Source organism: Spartinivicinus marinus (genome assembly GCF_026309355.1).
Classification (GTDB): domain Bacteria; phylum Pseudomonadota; class Gammaproteobacteria; order Pseudomonadales; family Zooshikellaceae; genus Spartinivicinus; species Spartinivicinus marinus.
This window is the reverse complement of sequence record NZ_JAPJZK010000001.1, coordinates 1,362,394-1,378,482: the sequence shown is the minus strand read 5'-3', so window position 1 is coordinate 1,378,482 and position 16,089 is coordinate 1,362,394. Positions and strand designations below refer to the sequence as shown.

Here is a 16,089-nt window from a genome sequence, read left to right as displayed (position 1 = left end):
GCTCATGGGGCCTCGTCACTTGATGGCTGCACCTAAAAACCATTATATCTAAGCTAGCTTCTAATATTGGCTTAATACCTTGTGTAAAATATCAGTCATTTGTTCAATATGGCTGGGGGTTGAGATAAATGCGGGGGCAACAATTCCTGCATCACCTGTCGTTTTGATATGTAGACCAGCTTCAAAAAGTTTAAGCTGTAAATCATTGCCTCTACTTCCTGGTATGGAGTCTGACTCAACATCAAACCCTGCGAGTAATCCATAGCCGCGAATATCTTTAATAATAGGTAAGCGGCTTAAGGAAAAAATGGCTTCTTGAAAGAGCGGGGCAAGTACTGCGGCTTGTTCAAATAAACCTTCTTGCTCATAAATAGCGAGTGTAGCTAAACTAGCTGCACAGGACGCTGGGTGGCAAGAGTAAGTATAGCCATGAAAAAACTCTGGTACACCAGGTTGTCCAGCATTAACAATGGTATCATAAATACTTTGTTTAACGGCAATTGCACCCATTGGTTGGGCTCCATTAGTTAATGCTTTAGCCATAGTGATAATATCGGGGATAACACCAAAACTGTCGGCTGCAAACGCTTTCCCTGTTCGCCCAAAGCCAGTGATTACTTCATCAAATACCAGTAATATTCCATATTGGTCACAAATTTCTCTTAAGCGTTGTAAATAGCCTTTAGGAGGAACTAATACACCCGTTGATCCTGCTATGGGCTCAACAAAACAAGCGGCTATCGTTTCTACACCATGGAGCTGTACTGCTCGTAACAGGTCATCTGCTAACTCTGCACCTTGTTCTCCTTCGCCTATAGTAAACTGGTTTTCTGTGAGCCAGGTATGCCGCATGTGTACAACACCAGGTATTCCTTGACCGAAAATTTCACGGTTTTTTACCATACCACTTAAAGATGTGCCTCCTAAATTAACGCCATGATAAGCTCTTTCTCGTGATACTAAACGTTGACGTTGGGGTTGGCCGTTAGCATGGTGGTAGGCATAGGCGATTTTAATTGCAGTATCAACAGACTCAGAACCAGAACTGCAAAAAAATACCCGATTTATCCCTTCAGGAAGCATGTTCGCTATTTTTTCAGCTAACTCAAAAGAAGTCGGATTAGCCCGCATAAAGTGGGGGGAATAGTCCATGGTTTGTAGTTGCTGAAAGACAGCATTAGCGATTTCTTTTCGACCATGGCCTGCTGGCGTACAAAACAAACCTGAGCATCCATCTAATATTTTTTCATCACGATGGTTCCAATAATAAACACCTTCTGTCTTACAAAATAACTGAGGATCAGCTTTAAATGTTTGGTTGCTGGTAAAAGGCATCCAGTGGTAATTCATGTTGGGTTGTTGCTGGTATTTCATAGGATGTATCCCCTTTGACTGTGTAATCAGTGTAAATATGAATAAATAAGACTGATTCTGATGATAAGCAGCCACTGATGGGGATATGTAGAGCCAGATAATTGAAGCTAATTGGTCCAGTTGCTGGACCAATTAAATATAAAAGCTGGCTCTATCATTGGAGAGAGACTCTAGTAAATATAAAGGTGCCTTGTAATTGTTATTTTGCACCACTAGTTCTGGAGTAGATCGTTTGGAAGTTATCGATTTAAGTATCACAACATTAGTATTGCTTGCCTTGGTAGCTTTTGTTGCATCATTAACATCAACTGTTACGGGTATGGGGGGTGGAATGTTGCTTTTTGCTGCAATGAATACGGTCATCCCTTTACGTCCATTGGTAGCATTACATGGTATTGTTCAGTTTGGTAACAATCTAATTAGAATTTATTTTTTACTAACCAGTATCCGTTGGCGCATCGTTATACCATTTTGTGTTGGTGCACTAGTGGGTACCATTGCTTGCGTGATAGTGGTAGAGCAACTGGTTAATGAAAGTATCCCACTCTTTATTTTGCTGATTCTAATTACATACACTGTATTTAAACCAAAGAAACTTCCTAATCTGGTGATTAAGGATTGCAATTTTCTGTATGTTGGGGTGGCAACTGGAATAATTGGTATATTAGTTGGTGCAATTGATCCATTGCTAGCCGTATTTTTTGTACGTGATGATTTTAGTAAAGAAGAGATTGTTGCCAATAAGTCAGCAATGCAATGCTTTACTCACTTGCTGAAGATCCCTGCTTATATGTACTTGGGGTTTTCATTTTTAGATCATTTAGAAATCATTCTACTGCTACTGGCTGCTTGTGCAGCAGGTAATTACCTGGGTATTAAAATGCTCCAAAAAATAAACAAACAACTCTTTTTTCTACTGTTGAAACTGGTGCTGCTTATTGCAGGTATTCGGCTCAGTTATCAGCTGGTGATGTCAATTAGTTAAGATATGAGGAAGTAATGATGGACTACCAAATAATTAATCCCTATAACAATAATCTGCTTGGTGAGTTTAACTATACGTCAGTAAAAGAAGCTGAAAGCGCTCTATCACTAACTGAAAACAGTAAGCAAACGTTAGCACTTTTATGTGCTGCGGAACGTTCTGAGATATTGGAACGGTTGGAACGGTTATTAGCCGAGCATAAAGAACAACTGGCTGATTTGATTACTCAAGAAACAGGTAAAACCATTAGCGATAGTAGGGTTGAATTAGATAGAGCCATTAATACCACTAAAGCTTGCTCAATTGAGGCAAGAAAAATTAATGGTGAATTATTAGATTCAGATGCGTACTCACCAAAGCGTGGCAAATGGGGCTTAGTTTGCTGGCGACCAATAGGTGTCGTGCTTTGCATAACCCCTTTTAATTTCCCAATAAATATTGCCATGCATAAAATAGGGCCTGCATTTGCTGCAGGTAACCCAATACTATTTAAGCCTGCACCACAGAACTATCTGTCAGCTAAATTGCTAGTTGATCTTTGCTATGAAGCAGGCATACCGAGAGATACGCTGAAATTAGTATTACCAGATATTCCTGTGTTGAGTGATTTAATTGCAGACCCTCGTGTGGCAGCCATTAATTTTACTGGAGGCAGCCAGGCAGGTGAAGCTATTGCAAATAGGGCAGGGTATAAAAAGTTATTATTTGAATTAGGGGGTAATGATCCGTTAATTATCATGCCAGATGGAAATATTGAGCAAGCTATTAATGTAGCTATTAACCAGCGGTTTGCTACGGCAGGGCAGCGTTGTACAGCTGCAAAACGTATTTATGTTCATCAATTGGTTTATTCGCAGTTTGTTGAAGGTTTACTGGCTAAGGCTGCTGAACTTCGGGTTGGAGATCCAACTGATCCAGCAACTTTTGTTGGGCCGTTGATTAATAAGCAAGCAGCTGATGTCGTAGAGCAACGTATTAATCAGGCAGTTGAATCAGGTGCAACAGTATTACTAGGAAACAAACGAGACAATAATATTATTTACCCAACCATACTAGAAAATGTAGCAACTGACAGTGAGTTGGTAAAAGACGAAACATTTGGGCCAGTTATGCCTATTCATGCGTTTAATGAAATAAATGACATTATTCCCTTGGTCAATGACAATCCTTATGGTTTGCAAGCAGGGATATTTACGGAATCTATTAGTTTGGCAAAAGACTTATTTGAAAAGTTCGATGTTGGTACCTTGGCTGTGAATGATGGCCCAGGTTTTAGGGCAGAGCATTTTCCATTTGGTGGAGTAAAAGCCAGTGGTGTTGGCCGTGAGGGTATTTACTATGCTATACGGGAAATGAGCATTCAGAAAACATTGGTAATATAAATGGGTTATCCCTGTCATAAAAATATATACAACGCCTGTTTTAATAATTAGTTTTGATAACAAGGATGTCGAAAAAGTCATTTTTAGCTCCCTCTCCCTTTGGGATAAGGGATTTAATTTGAAGTACTTTCACGACTTCCTTCAAATTAGAGAAAAGGTATGATGACAGGGATGAGGCAAAAAAATTTTCGAAATAAGTTAGTAGGCGTACTTGCTTTTACAGCAGGATTAGTGAGTGTAAGTACTATTAATATTAGTCACTCTGAGGAGAGGAGGGCAGACTATTTAATTGACTGGGTGGACCCATTTATTGGTACAGGTGGACATGGTCATACTTATCCTGGGGCAACCATGCCTTATGGTATGGTGCAATTAAGTCCAGATACACGACAAAATAACTGGGATGCTAGTTCAGGCTACCACTACACAGACAACACTATTATTGGTTTTTCTCACACTCACTTAAGTGGCACTGGTGTAGGTGATTATGGTGATATTCTATTGATGCCAACGGCAGGTGTTGTTCAATTAGAGCAGGGTTCTGAAGAGCGGCCAGAAACGGGGTATCGGTCAAGATTTGAACATGAACAGGAATCTGCGTCACCGGGTTATTATCAAGTAAAATTATTAGATTACGATATTAATACAGAGCTGACGGCTACTCATCGCGTGGGTGTTCATCGCTATCAATATCCTGTAGATAAGCAAGCAAATATTATCCTGGATTTACGCCATGGTGTGGTTTCTGATGAAATTATTGATTTACAGTTGGAAGTAATCAGTCCTTACAAGGTGAAAGGCTATCGTAAAACCAATGGTTGGGCTCAGGATCAAACAGTTTACTTTGTAATGGAGTTTTCTCAGCCAGTCAAACAATATGGAGTCAGGCAAGGTAGATCGTTGCTACAAAATGTAAACAAGATAAATGGTAAAAGCATTGTTGCCTATTTTTCTTTTGCTAAAAAAACTGAGGAAGTAAAAGTTAAGGTGGGAATTTCCCATACCAGCTTAGCAGGGGCAGAGCAAAACTTGATAGCTGAAATGCCTCATTTTGATTTTGATCGAGCCAAACGAGCTGCTGAATTAACCTGGGAGAATGAATTAAAGCGAATTCAGTTAGGTAAAAATGAAAACCCTGCCAATAAAAAAATATTTTATACAGCACTCTACCACTCTATGTTAGCACCTAATGTTTTTAATGATGTAGATGGTAGTTATAAAGGTCATGATAAAAAAATTCATAAAACTAAGGATTTTAACTATTATACAGTTTTTTCATTATGGGATACCTTTCGTGCAGAACACCCATTGTTAACTCTTATTGACCAACAAAGAACAGCCGATTTTATTAATACCATGTTGACTATGTATCAGCAGGGTGGCCATTTACCTATATGGGAATTAGCCGGCCATGAGACTGGTACAATGATTGGTCAGCACTCTATTCCTGTGATTGTAGATGCTTATATTAAAGGTATTAAAGGGTTTGACAGCCAGCTGGCTTATCAAGCAATAAAAGCGGCGATGGATCGAGATTATCGTGGTTTGGCTCAGTATCGTGAGCTTGGACATATTATGGCTGAAGAAGAAGGAGAGTCAGTATCAATTACCTTGGAATATGCCTTTGATGACTGGGTAATTTCCCAAATGGCCAAATCAATGGGGTATATGGAAGACTGGCAATTATACCGCAAGCGAGCACAGGCTTTTATTAACTTATATGACCCCACTATTGGTTTTATACGGCCAAAGCAGTACACCAACTGGATCGAGCCATTTGATCCTAAACGTCCTACCGTTCATTACACAGAGGCAAATGGCTGGCAATACAATTTTTTTGTACCTCATTATGTGCAACTGTTAATCGATAAGCTAGGTGGCGATGAACGATTTGTCTCGAAGTTAGATGAGATGTTTAATACAGTATCAGAGATACCAGGAAAGGATATTACTGGGTTAATTGGCCAGTATGCTCATGGAAATGAACCTAGTCATCATATTACTTATTTGTACAGTTTTGCTGGTGCTGCTTGGAAGACACAAGAAAAAGTTAATCAAATACTGACAAAGTTATATTCTACTAAGCCGGATGGATTAAGTGGCAATGAAGACTGTGGCCAAATGTCCGCTTGGTATATTTTTAGTGCACTAGGCTTTTACCCGGTTGCACCCGGCAGTGATATTTATGTACTGGGTACTCCCCGCTTCAATCAAGTAAACCTACCATTGGAAAGTGGTAAGACCTTTACCGTAAAAGCCAAAGGATTAACAGCTGATAATTTTTATATAGATCGGGTTGAACTCAATGGTAACCATTATCCTTATAGTTATATACGTCATGAGGATATTGTTGCGGGTGGTGAGTTGGTGTTTTATATGGCGGCAGAGCCAAATCCAGAATTTGGTGCATCAATAGGCCATCGTCCTAAGCATTATCAATCTCTCAAGCCTTTAACACCAGTGCCTTTATTTAACTCGCCCAGTAAGAATTTTTACAACTCAGTTAATGTAGCAATTAACAGTACAGAGCCAGGGGTGAAAATACATTATACAACAAACGGTGAGCAGCCTACTCAGCAATCGCCAGTTTATTCTCAGCCATTAAGGTTTACAGATACAACGGTATTAAAAGCATTGGCAGTAAAAGAAGGTTTTTTGCCTAGTTATACGCAGTCTTTAGAATATATAAAAATACCTTATCAGTTCGGTGTAACTTATCATACGGAATATACTCCGTCTTATCCTGCTAATGGTGATATCAGTTTAGTAGACTTTCAAACCGGTAGTACGAATTTTCGACACCCAAATTGGCAAGGGTTTTATAATGTAAACTTTGATATAACTGTTGATTTAAAAGCACTACGAAAAGTAAATACAGTAGCTACTCGTTTTTTAGAAGATAGTCGCTCTTGGATTTTTTTGCCTAAAAATGTCACTTATGCTATTTCAACTGATGGTGAGTCATTTAAACAAGTCAAAAATATACCTTATGAAACACCAAGTAGTTTTAGGCCTGCAGAAGTATTTACCCCAACGGTAAAACTTGCTGATGAAGAAGCGTTTCAATATATCCGTATAACAGGAGAAATTATTGGCAACTGCCCTGATTGGCACCCAGGGGCTGGAAAACCGAGTTTTATTTTTGCTGATGAAGTGGTGTTTGACTTGGTTGAATGAAGCGTTTCTTTTTAATAGATATGGGGTGACAGGATGTTTTGTAGCTAAGGCATGGATGCCTTTTTAGCTTTTGATGAGCCAGGGATGGCTCTTCAAAAGCGGCGGAAGAACATTTTGTTACTTCATATTGGACACTATATTACCGTAAGGTTAACCCCAACTCTTCTATTGTTCTATGCCAATTATTCACATCAATAATAACTGGCTCTGAGTTTGTTGTTTCCAGAGTGAGCTCATCCGGCTTTTGAATAAAGGCTTTTATTTTTTTTGCGTTAGCGTCAGCCAGTTTGGCACTAACTCCTGACTGCTTCATTTGTCGGGCAATTTTCGAGTAATAGCTGTCAGGGATGACAGATGAGTACTGGTAACCTGGTGGTAATGGTTCTGCATAGGGATACCAGGTAAGCCAGCGTTTAGCCATACCGGTATCTTCATAAGACAGCTTGAAGCTAACTAACTCTCCATGATTAAGTCGTTTTTCGATGGCAGCTGGAAGCTTTTGGGTTTTACCTCGATAACCTGCAATGTGCTTAATCAAGTTATCCAACGAGTTGAGCTTAATACTTAAGTTAAGGTGCCCAAACTCTTCACTGGTTAAATTTCCCTTAAAAGCAAAGGTTTGATTAAATGGATCATACTCCCATTTAATATGTATATCGGTGGCCATTTGTTTATAGCCCATGCCAACTAAGGCAATGATAGCTTCTTTTCCGAATAGAGCAGCGTAAAGCTTACCGTGTTTGTCTAAATCCAGTTTAAAGCCTTTTAGCTCAATATAGCCATGGTTGAGAGTTGCAGCTTCTAATTGATTTAAGTTGGTGACTGCTTCTTCAGCCTTAAACGTTACTTTAGGGCGTTTGCCAAGAAAAGAGCGTTTTGCTTGAAAGATTAACTCAACACCCGATATCTGTAGCTGTTTTTCCCAAGGGTCATAATATAATTCTTCATACTGAATGTACTTTGACAAGCCTTGTTGATAAAGGGCGGATTTAAATTGCTCTTCAGCACGGTGCTGCATTAGTGACCAGCCAGCATAAACCCCACCAGTAAGAATAAGTAATACAGTGATAATTTTTAAGTAGCGCATATAGACTGACAGGTTATTGATTTTCCTTTGGTGACCACTCAAGTTCATTATATTTTTGCCGAACAAGATTGATAATGTTGTTGTACTCGTTGCACTGGTCTTCTTCACAGGCAATGGCTTCAGTAACAGAAATAATGGGCTTTGGTAGTAAACTGTTAGCAAGCTCTTCTGCGCTGACTCGACCTTTGATGATATACCAGCCTTCAGAGTCAATATGCCCACCGCTTTCGAGTTTGATTGGGTATGGCCAGTCAGTACTGGCATCTAACCCTTGCAAATTGTTTACATGAACCACCGTAGACCCAGCCCAGGGTTTGCCTGTAATTAATGAAGCAGCAGCAAGTTCCATGGGGGTATCTTCAAACAAAAACTCTTTATGTAAGTAGTTTATTTTTTGGTAAAAATTGGCTTGCTTCAACATGCCCCAATCTTTTTGCATATTGGTTAGGCGAACTTGCTGTTGCTGGTAGCGAATGACAACATGGTTAGTAGTGCTATTAGCAACTTGAATCCACTGGTTTTCTTCTTTTTGCAAGTGAGTTTGATAATGAAGCAAGTTTTGCTCAGGCACTGGGAAACGAAACAAACCATAGCCAATTAGGCTGATTTCACTTAGTTTCCCTTGACTGAACTGGTCAATCAGGCGTGCAGCTTCTTCAACCATTAAACCTTCTAAGGTTGGGTCGGTATACCAGCGGGCATCTTCAGTAATTGCCGCTACTTTGATTGGAGTGGTATTAAATACCAAAGCCTGCTTGTCAAATGCCAGCAGTGCATAGTAATGCGTGGCTAGCCAAGGGGTAGAGCCAATATAAACTGCTAGCATTGCCTGGCTTTTAGTATTGAAACGATAGGCTAAAGGATAACCGTTAATCAGGTCATCACTAAATGGCATACCTTGATAGAAGAAACCAGTGATGGTCGTTTTTTGATCGTTTAACTTCAGGCTGCCGCCACCATAAAATTGGTTATTACGGCAAGGAAGATTGGTAGCAGATATGGGGCCCTGAGGTTCAGCAAGCCCCTTTAATTTTGGCAAACTAATAGAGCAAGTTTCAGCAACATTATAAAGAGTATACTGTTTGGCTTGCTTGCTGGTAATTATCTCTTCGTTATCTAAGTCTGGAAGCCAGCCTGCAACATCAAATGGAAGAAACTGATAGCCAGCAGGTCCCGTATTTTCCCACTCAGCTGAATAGAGTAGGTCTGGGCTGGCAGCATCAATAATACCGGTTTCAATTTCTTCGTAACGTGTGGCTGGAATGTTGAAAAGCTGTTGTTGACGATAATGAGCTTGATCTTTCAGTCGTTGCTCTTCTTCTGCAAACCACTTCTCAGTAGTGCGCTCAATACTGCCTGGTTCATTGGAGAGTTTGATAGCCCCTTGGTAAATGGCATTTTCAACTAAGGGTTGATTAAATGCTAATTTGGTAACTAGATAAATTTGAAAATGATCACTTGCAGAGAGTGCTTTCACCCTTGTCTTAGCGTTTGTAACAATTTTTTGAATTTGCCTTTTGCTAATGGTGTCATCTGTAGATACTACTACAAGTGTTGGGTTGAGTACGCTCCAGCGATTTTCAGATTGGGCCAAAATAGCGTAAACCGGTAAGTTTTCATCATTGTCAGTCACGATAGGAGGAAGCTCTACAACAAGCTGCTCTTCTTCAAACTGGTTGCGGCGGGCAATGATTGGGAAAGACTGTAGTTTACTGTTGAAAAATACAAAACCACGTTTAAAAAAACCATGAAAGGTTTCTAAGGTATTTCCTTTACCATCAACCAGCGCTACCTTACCTTTCCCGCTTAAGTAGCCGTCTTGGCAAGAAAGACTTTCGGACTGCAGTGTAATCTGTTCATCAGGACTATATCTTAAGTAAGGTAATCTTAACTGACAGTTGTCATTCGGGCGCTTTAGAGTAAAGTCTTTGCTATTAATATGCTCTATAGCTGAGGACTGGTTGCTTGCTGAAGTAGTGGACTCAGTTTCACTACTGGTTGTCTCTTCTTCACTGCTGGCATAACAGCTGAAAAAGGGCAAAAGTAACAATGTGAAGAGACAAAACTGCACGTTTTTCATTACAACAGCCTAAAAAGACATCAATTAATTCCGTGGTATCTAGAGAGGTATCCTGTAAACAAGAACACATCACTAATCAGGTAGAATTGTACGGCAAAAGCAGGGCGGGTTATTGACCCTTTTTGGTTGATCTGTGAAAGGAATCTGATTTTTCACAGGTTTCCTTAACACTACCTATTAGTAACATGCAAATTTATAGGCAAAGTAATAAATCAGAAGTAGCAAAGTGGCATTTTACCTATCCGTTATCAACAGAGAAGACCTAATACTTTGATTATAGTATGAGAAGTAGGTAAAAAATATTTTGTGAATTATTGCCGGTGCTAAAGAAGAGTGAACCGAAGTATTCAGCCAGTCTAAAATAAGGTAAATATTTAAGTCCAATCGATAATGGCTATTTACTCTGTTTTCCTTAAGTAAATACTTTGTATTAGAGGGGCTATGTATTAGAAAGGCTATATCATTTTAGAGCACCAATTGGTTTTTAAAATTCAAAAGGTGCTCTTCATTAGAAAAACTAGTTGAACCCTTTTAACTCTGCAACAAAGTCAAAAACATCGGCGCGATAGTATGACTTTGTAAACTCTACGGGTGTACCTTGGTTATTAAAAGCGGTTCGTGTAATAAAAAATATTGGCAGACCAGGCTCAATTTTAAGGTGTTGCGCAATAGTATCATTGACAGCAATGGCACGTATTCTCTGTAACCCCCTAACTGGCTCATGACCATTTTCACGCAAATAGTTATATAAAGAGCCATCCAGGGCTTTTGGGTCATCAAGCAATTGCTGGGGAACAATAGTCTCCTCATAAGCAAACGGTTCATCATCTCCAAACCGCAGCCTTACCAATTTAGAAACCATGCTACCAGGGGTAAGCCCTAACGTGAGGGCAATTTCTGGAGAAGCCATCAAGGTATCTGCTTCAAGTGTGGTAGAAGAAGGTGTTAGCCCTTTCGAGCGCATATCATCAGAAAAGTTACTGAGTACACCGTAGCTACCGTGAATCATACCTCTTACAAAGCTTCCCGCGCCTTGACGTTTGTAGATCAAACGGTCGTTTGCCAGGGCCGCCATTGCTTTCCTGACAGTAATGCGAGAAATCCCCAGGTTGGTTGCAAGGTCTCTTTCTGGCGGTAGAGCTGTTTCAGCCGGCCATTTGCCTTTTTCAACTAACTCACGAATTTGTTGATAAAGCTGCCGATACAGAGGGGTGCTATTATCTGTATTAAGTTGAATTTCCTGTAGCGATACAGTCATGGTAATTTCTCACAAGATTGTAATAAAGCGACAAAATAAAATACCAATAAGGTACCAGGGTGAAATAGGTATTTTTTTTGTTGACATTGGTAATATCTGGCAGATACTTTTAACAATATAGTATGTTAAATAAAAATAGTCTCAATTGAAGCATACCAATAGAAAATCTGCGAATAAAACTAAAGTAAGCAAAAGCAGTATAATAATAACATAAAACTAACGTCGTATATTAGTATAACTATAATAAGGGACCTTCATGAAAACTACAATTAAAGATACCCTTAGGTCATTGTTTTGCTTAGGTACCATCTTCCCCTTTACTTGCACAGCAGCCACCACATTAACAATTGAGAGCTGGCGGTCAGATGATCGAGCCATCTGGCAGCAGCAGATTATACCTGCATTTGAAAAAAAACACCCTAATATCAAGCTTAAGTTTTCACCTACATCTCCTGCCGAATACAATGCTGCACTAAATGCACGGCTTGAGTCGGATACTGCTGGTGATTTAATCACTTGTAGGCCATTTGATACAAGCCTACGTTTATACCAGAAAGGCAAACTAGTTAAATTAGACGATGTGTCTACACTGACTAACTTTTCAACGATAGCTAAGCTGGCCTGGCAAACGGATGATGGTAAGGATACCTTTTGCATACCTATTGCGTCGGTTATTCATGGTTTTATTTATAATAAGCAGGTTTTTAATGAACTGAAACTACAAGAACCTACAACAGAAGCTGAGTTTCTTGCAACATTAGAAAAAATAAAAGCCCAAGGCGACTACATTCCGTTAGCAATGGGAACAGCAGATCAATGGGAAGCTGCCACAATGGGGTTGCAGAATATTGGACCTAACTATTGGTTGGGTGAGGCTGGCAGAAATGCGTTGATTAATGGTACTCAAAAGTTTTCAGATGCCCCCTATGTAAATGCATTAACTGCTTTAAGTAAGTGGCAGCCATATTTAGCGAAAGGCTATCAAGCTCAAACTTATTCAGATAGCCAAACACAATTTAGTTTAGGGCGAGCAGCTATTTATCCTGCAGGTTCATGGGAAATTGGTTTCTTTAGTAAAGAAGTAGACTTTGAGTTAGGTGCATTTAAACCACCAGTGCAGAGTAAAGGCGATGTTTGCTATATCAGTGATCACACTGATATAGGGATAGGGATTAATAGTAAAAGCAAACATATAAAAACAGCAAAAGTGTTTATAAACTGGTTGGGTAGTAAGGAGTTTGCAGAACTTTACTCAAATGCACTACCTGGTTTTTTTAGCTTATCAAACCACCAGATTTTGTTAAACAATCCTCTTGCTAAAACATTTATTGGCTGGAGAAATAAGTGCCGCTCAACAATTAGAAACTCTTATCAAATTTTATCGAGAGGTACGCCTAACCTCGAAACCCAGTTGTGGTCAGTAAGCGCTAATATACTTAATAAAACAGAGCAACCTAGAGAGGCAGCAAAGAAACTACAAAAAGGACTAGATAATTGGTATAAACCAAAATTAGCTAAAGCTGAAGAAAAGATGCAATAGGGAATTAGCATGTTGAGCAATCAATTAAACAAGCGTTGGCATATTCCTTTTTTTATTGCTCCTGCATTGGTTATTTATAGCTTGTTTATGATTTATCCACTGGTAGAGAGCTTAAAGCTGAGTTTCTTTCAGATAAAAAGTCAGGAAGAAATACAGTTTGTTGGCTTAGCTAACTACTTTCAGCTATTTTTTGATGCTACCTGGTCAGAACAGTTTTGGAATGCCTTTGCAAACAATGGCTATTTTTTCCTCATACATATGCTGGTGCAAAATCCTATAGGTTTAATGATAGCGGCTTTGCTGAGTATTCGTTGGTTGCCAGGACGTAGCTTTTATCGTACGGCTATTTTTTTACCAGCCTTGTTATCTTTTGTGTTAGTAGGGTTTATATGGAAACTGGTGTTAAGCCCATTATGGGGAGTGTCAGAGGGGTTGTTATCTGTTATTGGTTTAGGCAGCTGGTATGCTCCCTGGTTAGGGCTTGAGAACTCAGCGCTTACAACAATAGCATTGGTATCAGTGTGGCAATTTGTTGGTATTCCCATGATGCTAATTTATGCTGCTTTGTTAAGCATACCTGATGAAATTATTGAAGCTGCGCGTTGTGATGGCTTAAATGCTTGGACTATCTTCTGGAAGATCAAATTACCATTGATTTTACCAACATTAGGTATTGTGACCATTTTAACCTTTGTAGGTAACTTTAATGCATTCGATCTTATTTATGTTTCTCAAGGAGCCCTTGCGGGACCAGACTATTCAACAGACATCTTAGGTACCTTCTTATACCGTACTTTTTTTGGGCATCAACTGCAGTTAGGTAGCCCAGCAATGGGGGCAACTATTGCTTCAACGATGTTTTTTATTATTTTATGTGGAGTTTGTCTTTACTTGTTTTTTGTTCAGCGAAAGCTGACACGATACGAATTATAGATATAGAGTACTTTAAAAGCTACACGACTTAATTCCTTCTCTACTTGGAGGGTGTCGCACAAGAGTATTGAAAAAAAATCTAGTGTCCGATATGGAGTAACAGGATAAGGTACTAAAAACAATAGTTGGGCAGTAAGAAAAAATTATAAAAAAAGCATCCTGAATAAAGAGCTAATGTTAATGAATAAGGGTAACAAGCTTACAAGTCATTTGTCTGTTCATTTGATACTTATAACGTATACATTGATTTGTATCATGCCTTTAGTATTGGTGATTATCAATTCATTTAAAACAAAAAAGTACATTTTCACAGAGCCAATGTTATTGCCTACCCCTGAAAGTTTTTCGTTAGTGGGTTATCAAACAGTATTAGAACAAGGGGATTTCTTTGGTTATTTTTCGAATAGTATTACTGTTACTGTATTAGCATTATTCTTTGTATTACTGTTAGGCGCTATGGCGGCTTATGCGTTAGCTGAGTACAAGTTTAAAGGTAGTGCTTTACTTGGGCTTTATTTAGCTGTTGGTATAATGATCCCTATCCGTTTAGGTACTGTTGGTATTTTAGATTTTGTTGTTGATGTGGGTATAGAGAATACACTCTTTGCTTTGATTTGTGTTTATATTGCGCAAGGGTTGCCCTTATCTGTATTTATTTTGACGGAGTTTATGAGGCAACTATCGTCTGATTTAAAAGATGCTGCTCGTGTTGATGGTTTAAGTGAATATGCAATTTTTTTCCGTATAGTATTACCGTTAATCAGACCTGCTTTAGCCACTGTAGCCGTATTTACCATGATACCTATTTGGAATGATTTATGGTTTCCACTTATTTTAGCTCCTGGTGATGAAGTTAAAACGGTAACACTCGGTACCCAACAGTTTATAGGGCAGTTTGTAACAAATTGGAATGCGGTTTTATCTGCGTTGAGCTTAGCATTGGTGCCAGTACTGATACTGTATATTATTTTTTCAAAGCAGTTAATTAGGGGAATAACTTCGGGAGCAGTAAAGTAAAATAGTTTCACCCCAGTCCTCTTCTAGAGGGAGAGGGGGATAAATAAAGGTTAAATAATGTCTACTATTCGGCTGAAAAATATTAGTAAAGCTTACAACCGTATTTCTGTAATGGACAATATTGAGCTTACCATTGATGAAGGCGAATTTGTTGCTTTTGTTGGGCCTTCAGGCTGTGGTAAGTCTACCTTATTAAGAATGATTGCGGGCTTAGAGCAACAGACTACAGGCAGCATTCTTATTGATAATAAAGATGTCAGTCATTTGCCACCAGCTAAACGAGGCATCGGTATGGTATTTCAAACCTATGCGCTATATCCTCACTTAACCGTTTTTAATAATATGGCGCTTGCATTAAAGCAAGCAAAATTAAGTAAGCTTGATATACAACAACGAGTTGATGATGCTGCTAAAGTATTAAGGCTGGAGCAATATTTAAAACGAAAACCTGCAGAGCTGTCTGGCGGTCAGCGGCAACGAGTGGCTATTGGGCGGGCAATGGTGCGAAAACCAAAAGTGTTTTTATTAGATGAGCCACTTTCTAATTTGGATGCTGCACTACGTACTGAAGTGCGACTGGAGCTTGCAAAACTTCATCGTCAGCTATCATCAACGATGATTTATGTTACCCATGATCAGGTAGAGGCGATGACCCTTGCTGATCGAATTGTAGTGCTAAATGAAGGAAAAATAGAGCAAGTAGGCGATCCACTTACTTTATATCATCACCCTGACAATCAGTTTGTTGCAGAATTTATTGGTTCGCCGAAAATAAATTTATTACCCGCTGAGCTATCGACTAGCGGTCAGCAAATAACACTTTCATCAGGTTTATTCAAATCGATAAATTGGCCTTGGCAACCAAATACAACAGCAACAAAAGTAAAATTAGGAATCAGACCGGAGGATATAGAAGTGACAACCGACCATAACAACGCTGCGATGGTTGGAAAGATAATCATGAAAGAGTCACTTGGGAGTGATAGTTATATTTATGTTAGTTTATCTCATGATTATAATATGGTTGTGCGAGTGACTGCTGATCAGCCTTGTTTTGTAGGTCAGTCTATAGGGTTAATTTTAAATTTATCGCGTTCTCATTTGTTTGCTGAAAATGGACGCTCATTAAAAACGCCAGCGCAAGAACAGCTCAAACAGACCATTTCCGTTAAAAAAGGCATAGCAGCAAAGGATGAACCTGCTCAAATTGCTTGAAAGAAAAAATATTTAGCCAATAATATTTTCCTGATGGACCG

11 protein-coding genes are annotated in these 16,089 nt (G+C 39.1%); 7 read left to right on the top strand and 4 right to left on the bottom strand.

Annotated features, from left to right (window positions below; all coding sequences use genetic code 11):
• Positions 1 to 60: 60 nt before the first annotated feature.
• A complete protein-coding gene (gene aptA, locus OQE68_RS06415; protein ID WP_219340171.1) occupies positions 61 to 1,374 on the bottom strand; it encodes an omega-aminotransferase AptA in 1,314 nt (437 codons plus the stop codon).
• Between the two features lie 196 nt (positions 1,375 to 1,570).
• Here aptA and OQE68_RS06410 point away from each other — a divergent pair, with 196 nt between their 5' ends.
• From OQE68_RS06410 to OQE68_RS06400, 3 genes are all read left to right on the top strand, one after another.
• Positions 1,571 to 2,359 (top strand): sulfite exporter TauE/SafE family protein, encoded by a 789-nt coding sequence (locus OQE68_RS06410; protein ID WP_180570668.1) that lies wholly within the window; start codon positions 1,571 to 1,573, stop codon positions 2,357 to 2,359.
• 14 nt (positions 2,360 to 2,373) lie between these two features.
• Positions 2,374 to 3,741 (top strand): sulfoacetaldehyde dehydrogenase SafD, encoded by a 1,368-nt coding sequence (gene safD / locus OQE68_RS06405; RefSeq protein ID WP_180570667.1) that lies wholly within the window; start codon positions 2,374 to 2,376, stop codon positions 3,739 to 3,741.
• A 171-nt stretch (positions 3,742 to 3,912) separates the two neighbouring features.
• Positions 3,913 to 6,918, top strand: coding sequence for a GH92 family glycosyl hydrolase (locus OQE68_RS06400; protein WP_180570666.1), 3,006 nt, complete (start codon positions 3,913 to 3,915; stop codon positions 6,916 to 6,918).
• A gap of 139 nt (positions 6,919 to 7,057) precedes the next feature.
• On the opposite strand, the gene OQE68_RS06395 is transcribed toward OQE68_RS06400, so the two are convergent.
• From OQE68_RS06395 to OQE68_RS06385, 3 genes are all read right to left on the bottom strand, one after another.
• Complete coding sequence (locus tag OQE68_RS06395) at positions 7,058 to 8,053, bottom strand: hypothetical protein (protein WP_180570665.1); 996 nt, start codon at positions 8,051 to 8,053, stop codon at positions 7,058 to 7,060.
• Positions 8,019 to 10,085, bottom strand: a complete 2,067-nt coding sequence (locus tag OQE68_RS06390; protein WP_180570664.1) for a hypothetical protein — start codon at positions 10,083 to 10,085, stop codon at positions 8,019 to 8,021. Before OQE68_RS06390 ends, OQE68_RS06395 begins: the two co-directional genes overlap by 35 nt.
• Positions 10,086 to 10,602: 517 nt before the next feature.
• Entirely contained in the window at positions 10,603 to 11,343 is a 741-nt protein-coding gene (locus tag OQE68_RS06385; protein ID WP_180570663.1) for a GntR family transcriptional regulator, read from the bottom strand.
• 256 nt (positions 11,344 to 11,599) lie between these two features.
• Between OQE68_RS06385 and OQE68_RS06380 the strand changes: the two genes are divergently transcribed.
• The 4 genes from OQE68_RS06380 (at position 11,600) to OQE68_RS06365 (ending at position 16,048) form a co-directional block, all read left to right on the top strand.
• A complete protein-coding gene (locus tag OQE68_RS06380) occupies positions 11,600 to 12,883 on the top strand; it encodes an ABC transporter substrate-binding protein (protein WP_180570662.1) in 1,284 nt (427 codons plus the stop codon).
• A 9-nt stretch (positions 12,884 to 12,892) separates the two neighbouring features.
• Positions 12,893 to 13,816 carry a carbohydrate ABC transporter permease gene (locus OQE68_RS06375; RefSeq protein WP_180570661.1) on the top strand — a complete coding sequence of 308 codons (924 nt, stop codon included), beginning with the start codon at positions 12,893 to 12,895 and terminating at the stop codon, positions 13,814 to 13,816.
• Between the two features lie 255 nt (positions 13,817 to 14,071).
• Positions 14,072 to 14,833 (top strand): carbohydrate ABC transporter permease, encoded by a 762-nt coding sequence (locus OQE68_RS06370; protein WP_255491029.1) that lies wholly within the window; start codon positions 14,072 to 14,074, stop codon positions 14,831 to 14,833.
• A 57-nt stretch (positions 14,834 to 14,890) separates the two neighbouring features.
• Positions 14,891 to 16,048, top strand: coding sequence for an ABC transporter ATP-binding protein (locus tag OQE68_RS06365; RefSeq protein WP_180570659.1), 1,158 nt, complete (start codon positions 14,891 to 14,893; stop codon positions 16,046 to 16,048).
• Positions 16,049 to 16,089: the final 41 nt, after the last annotated feature.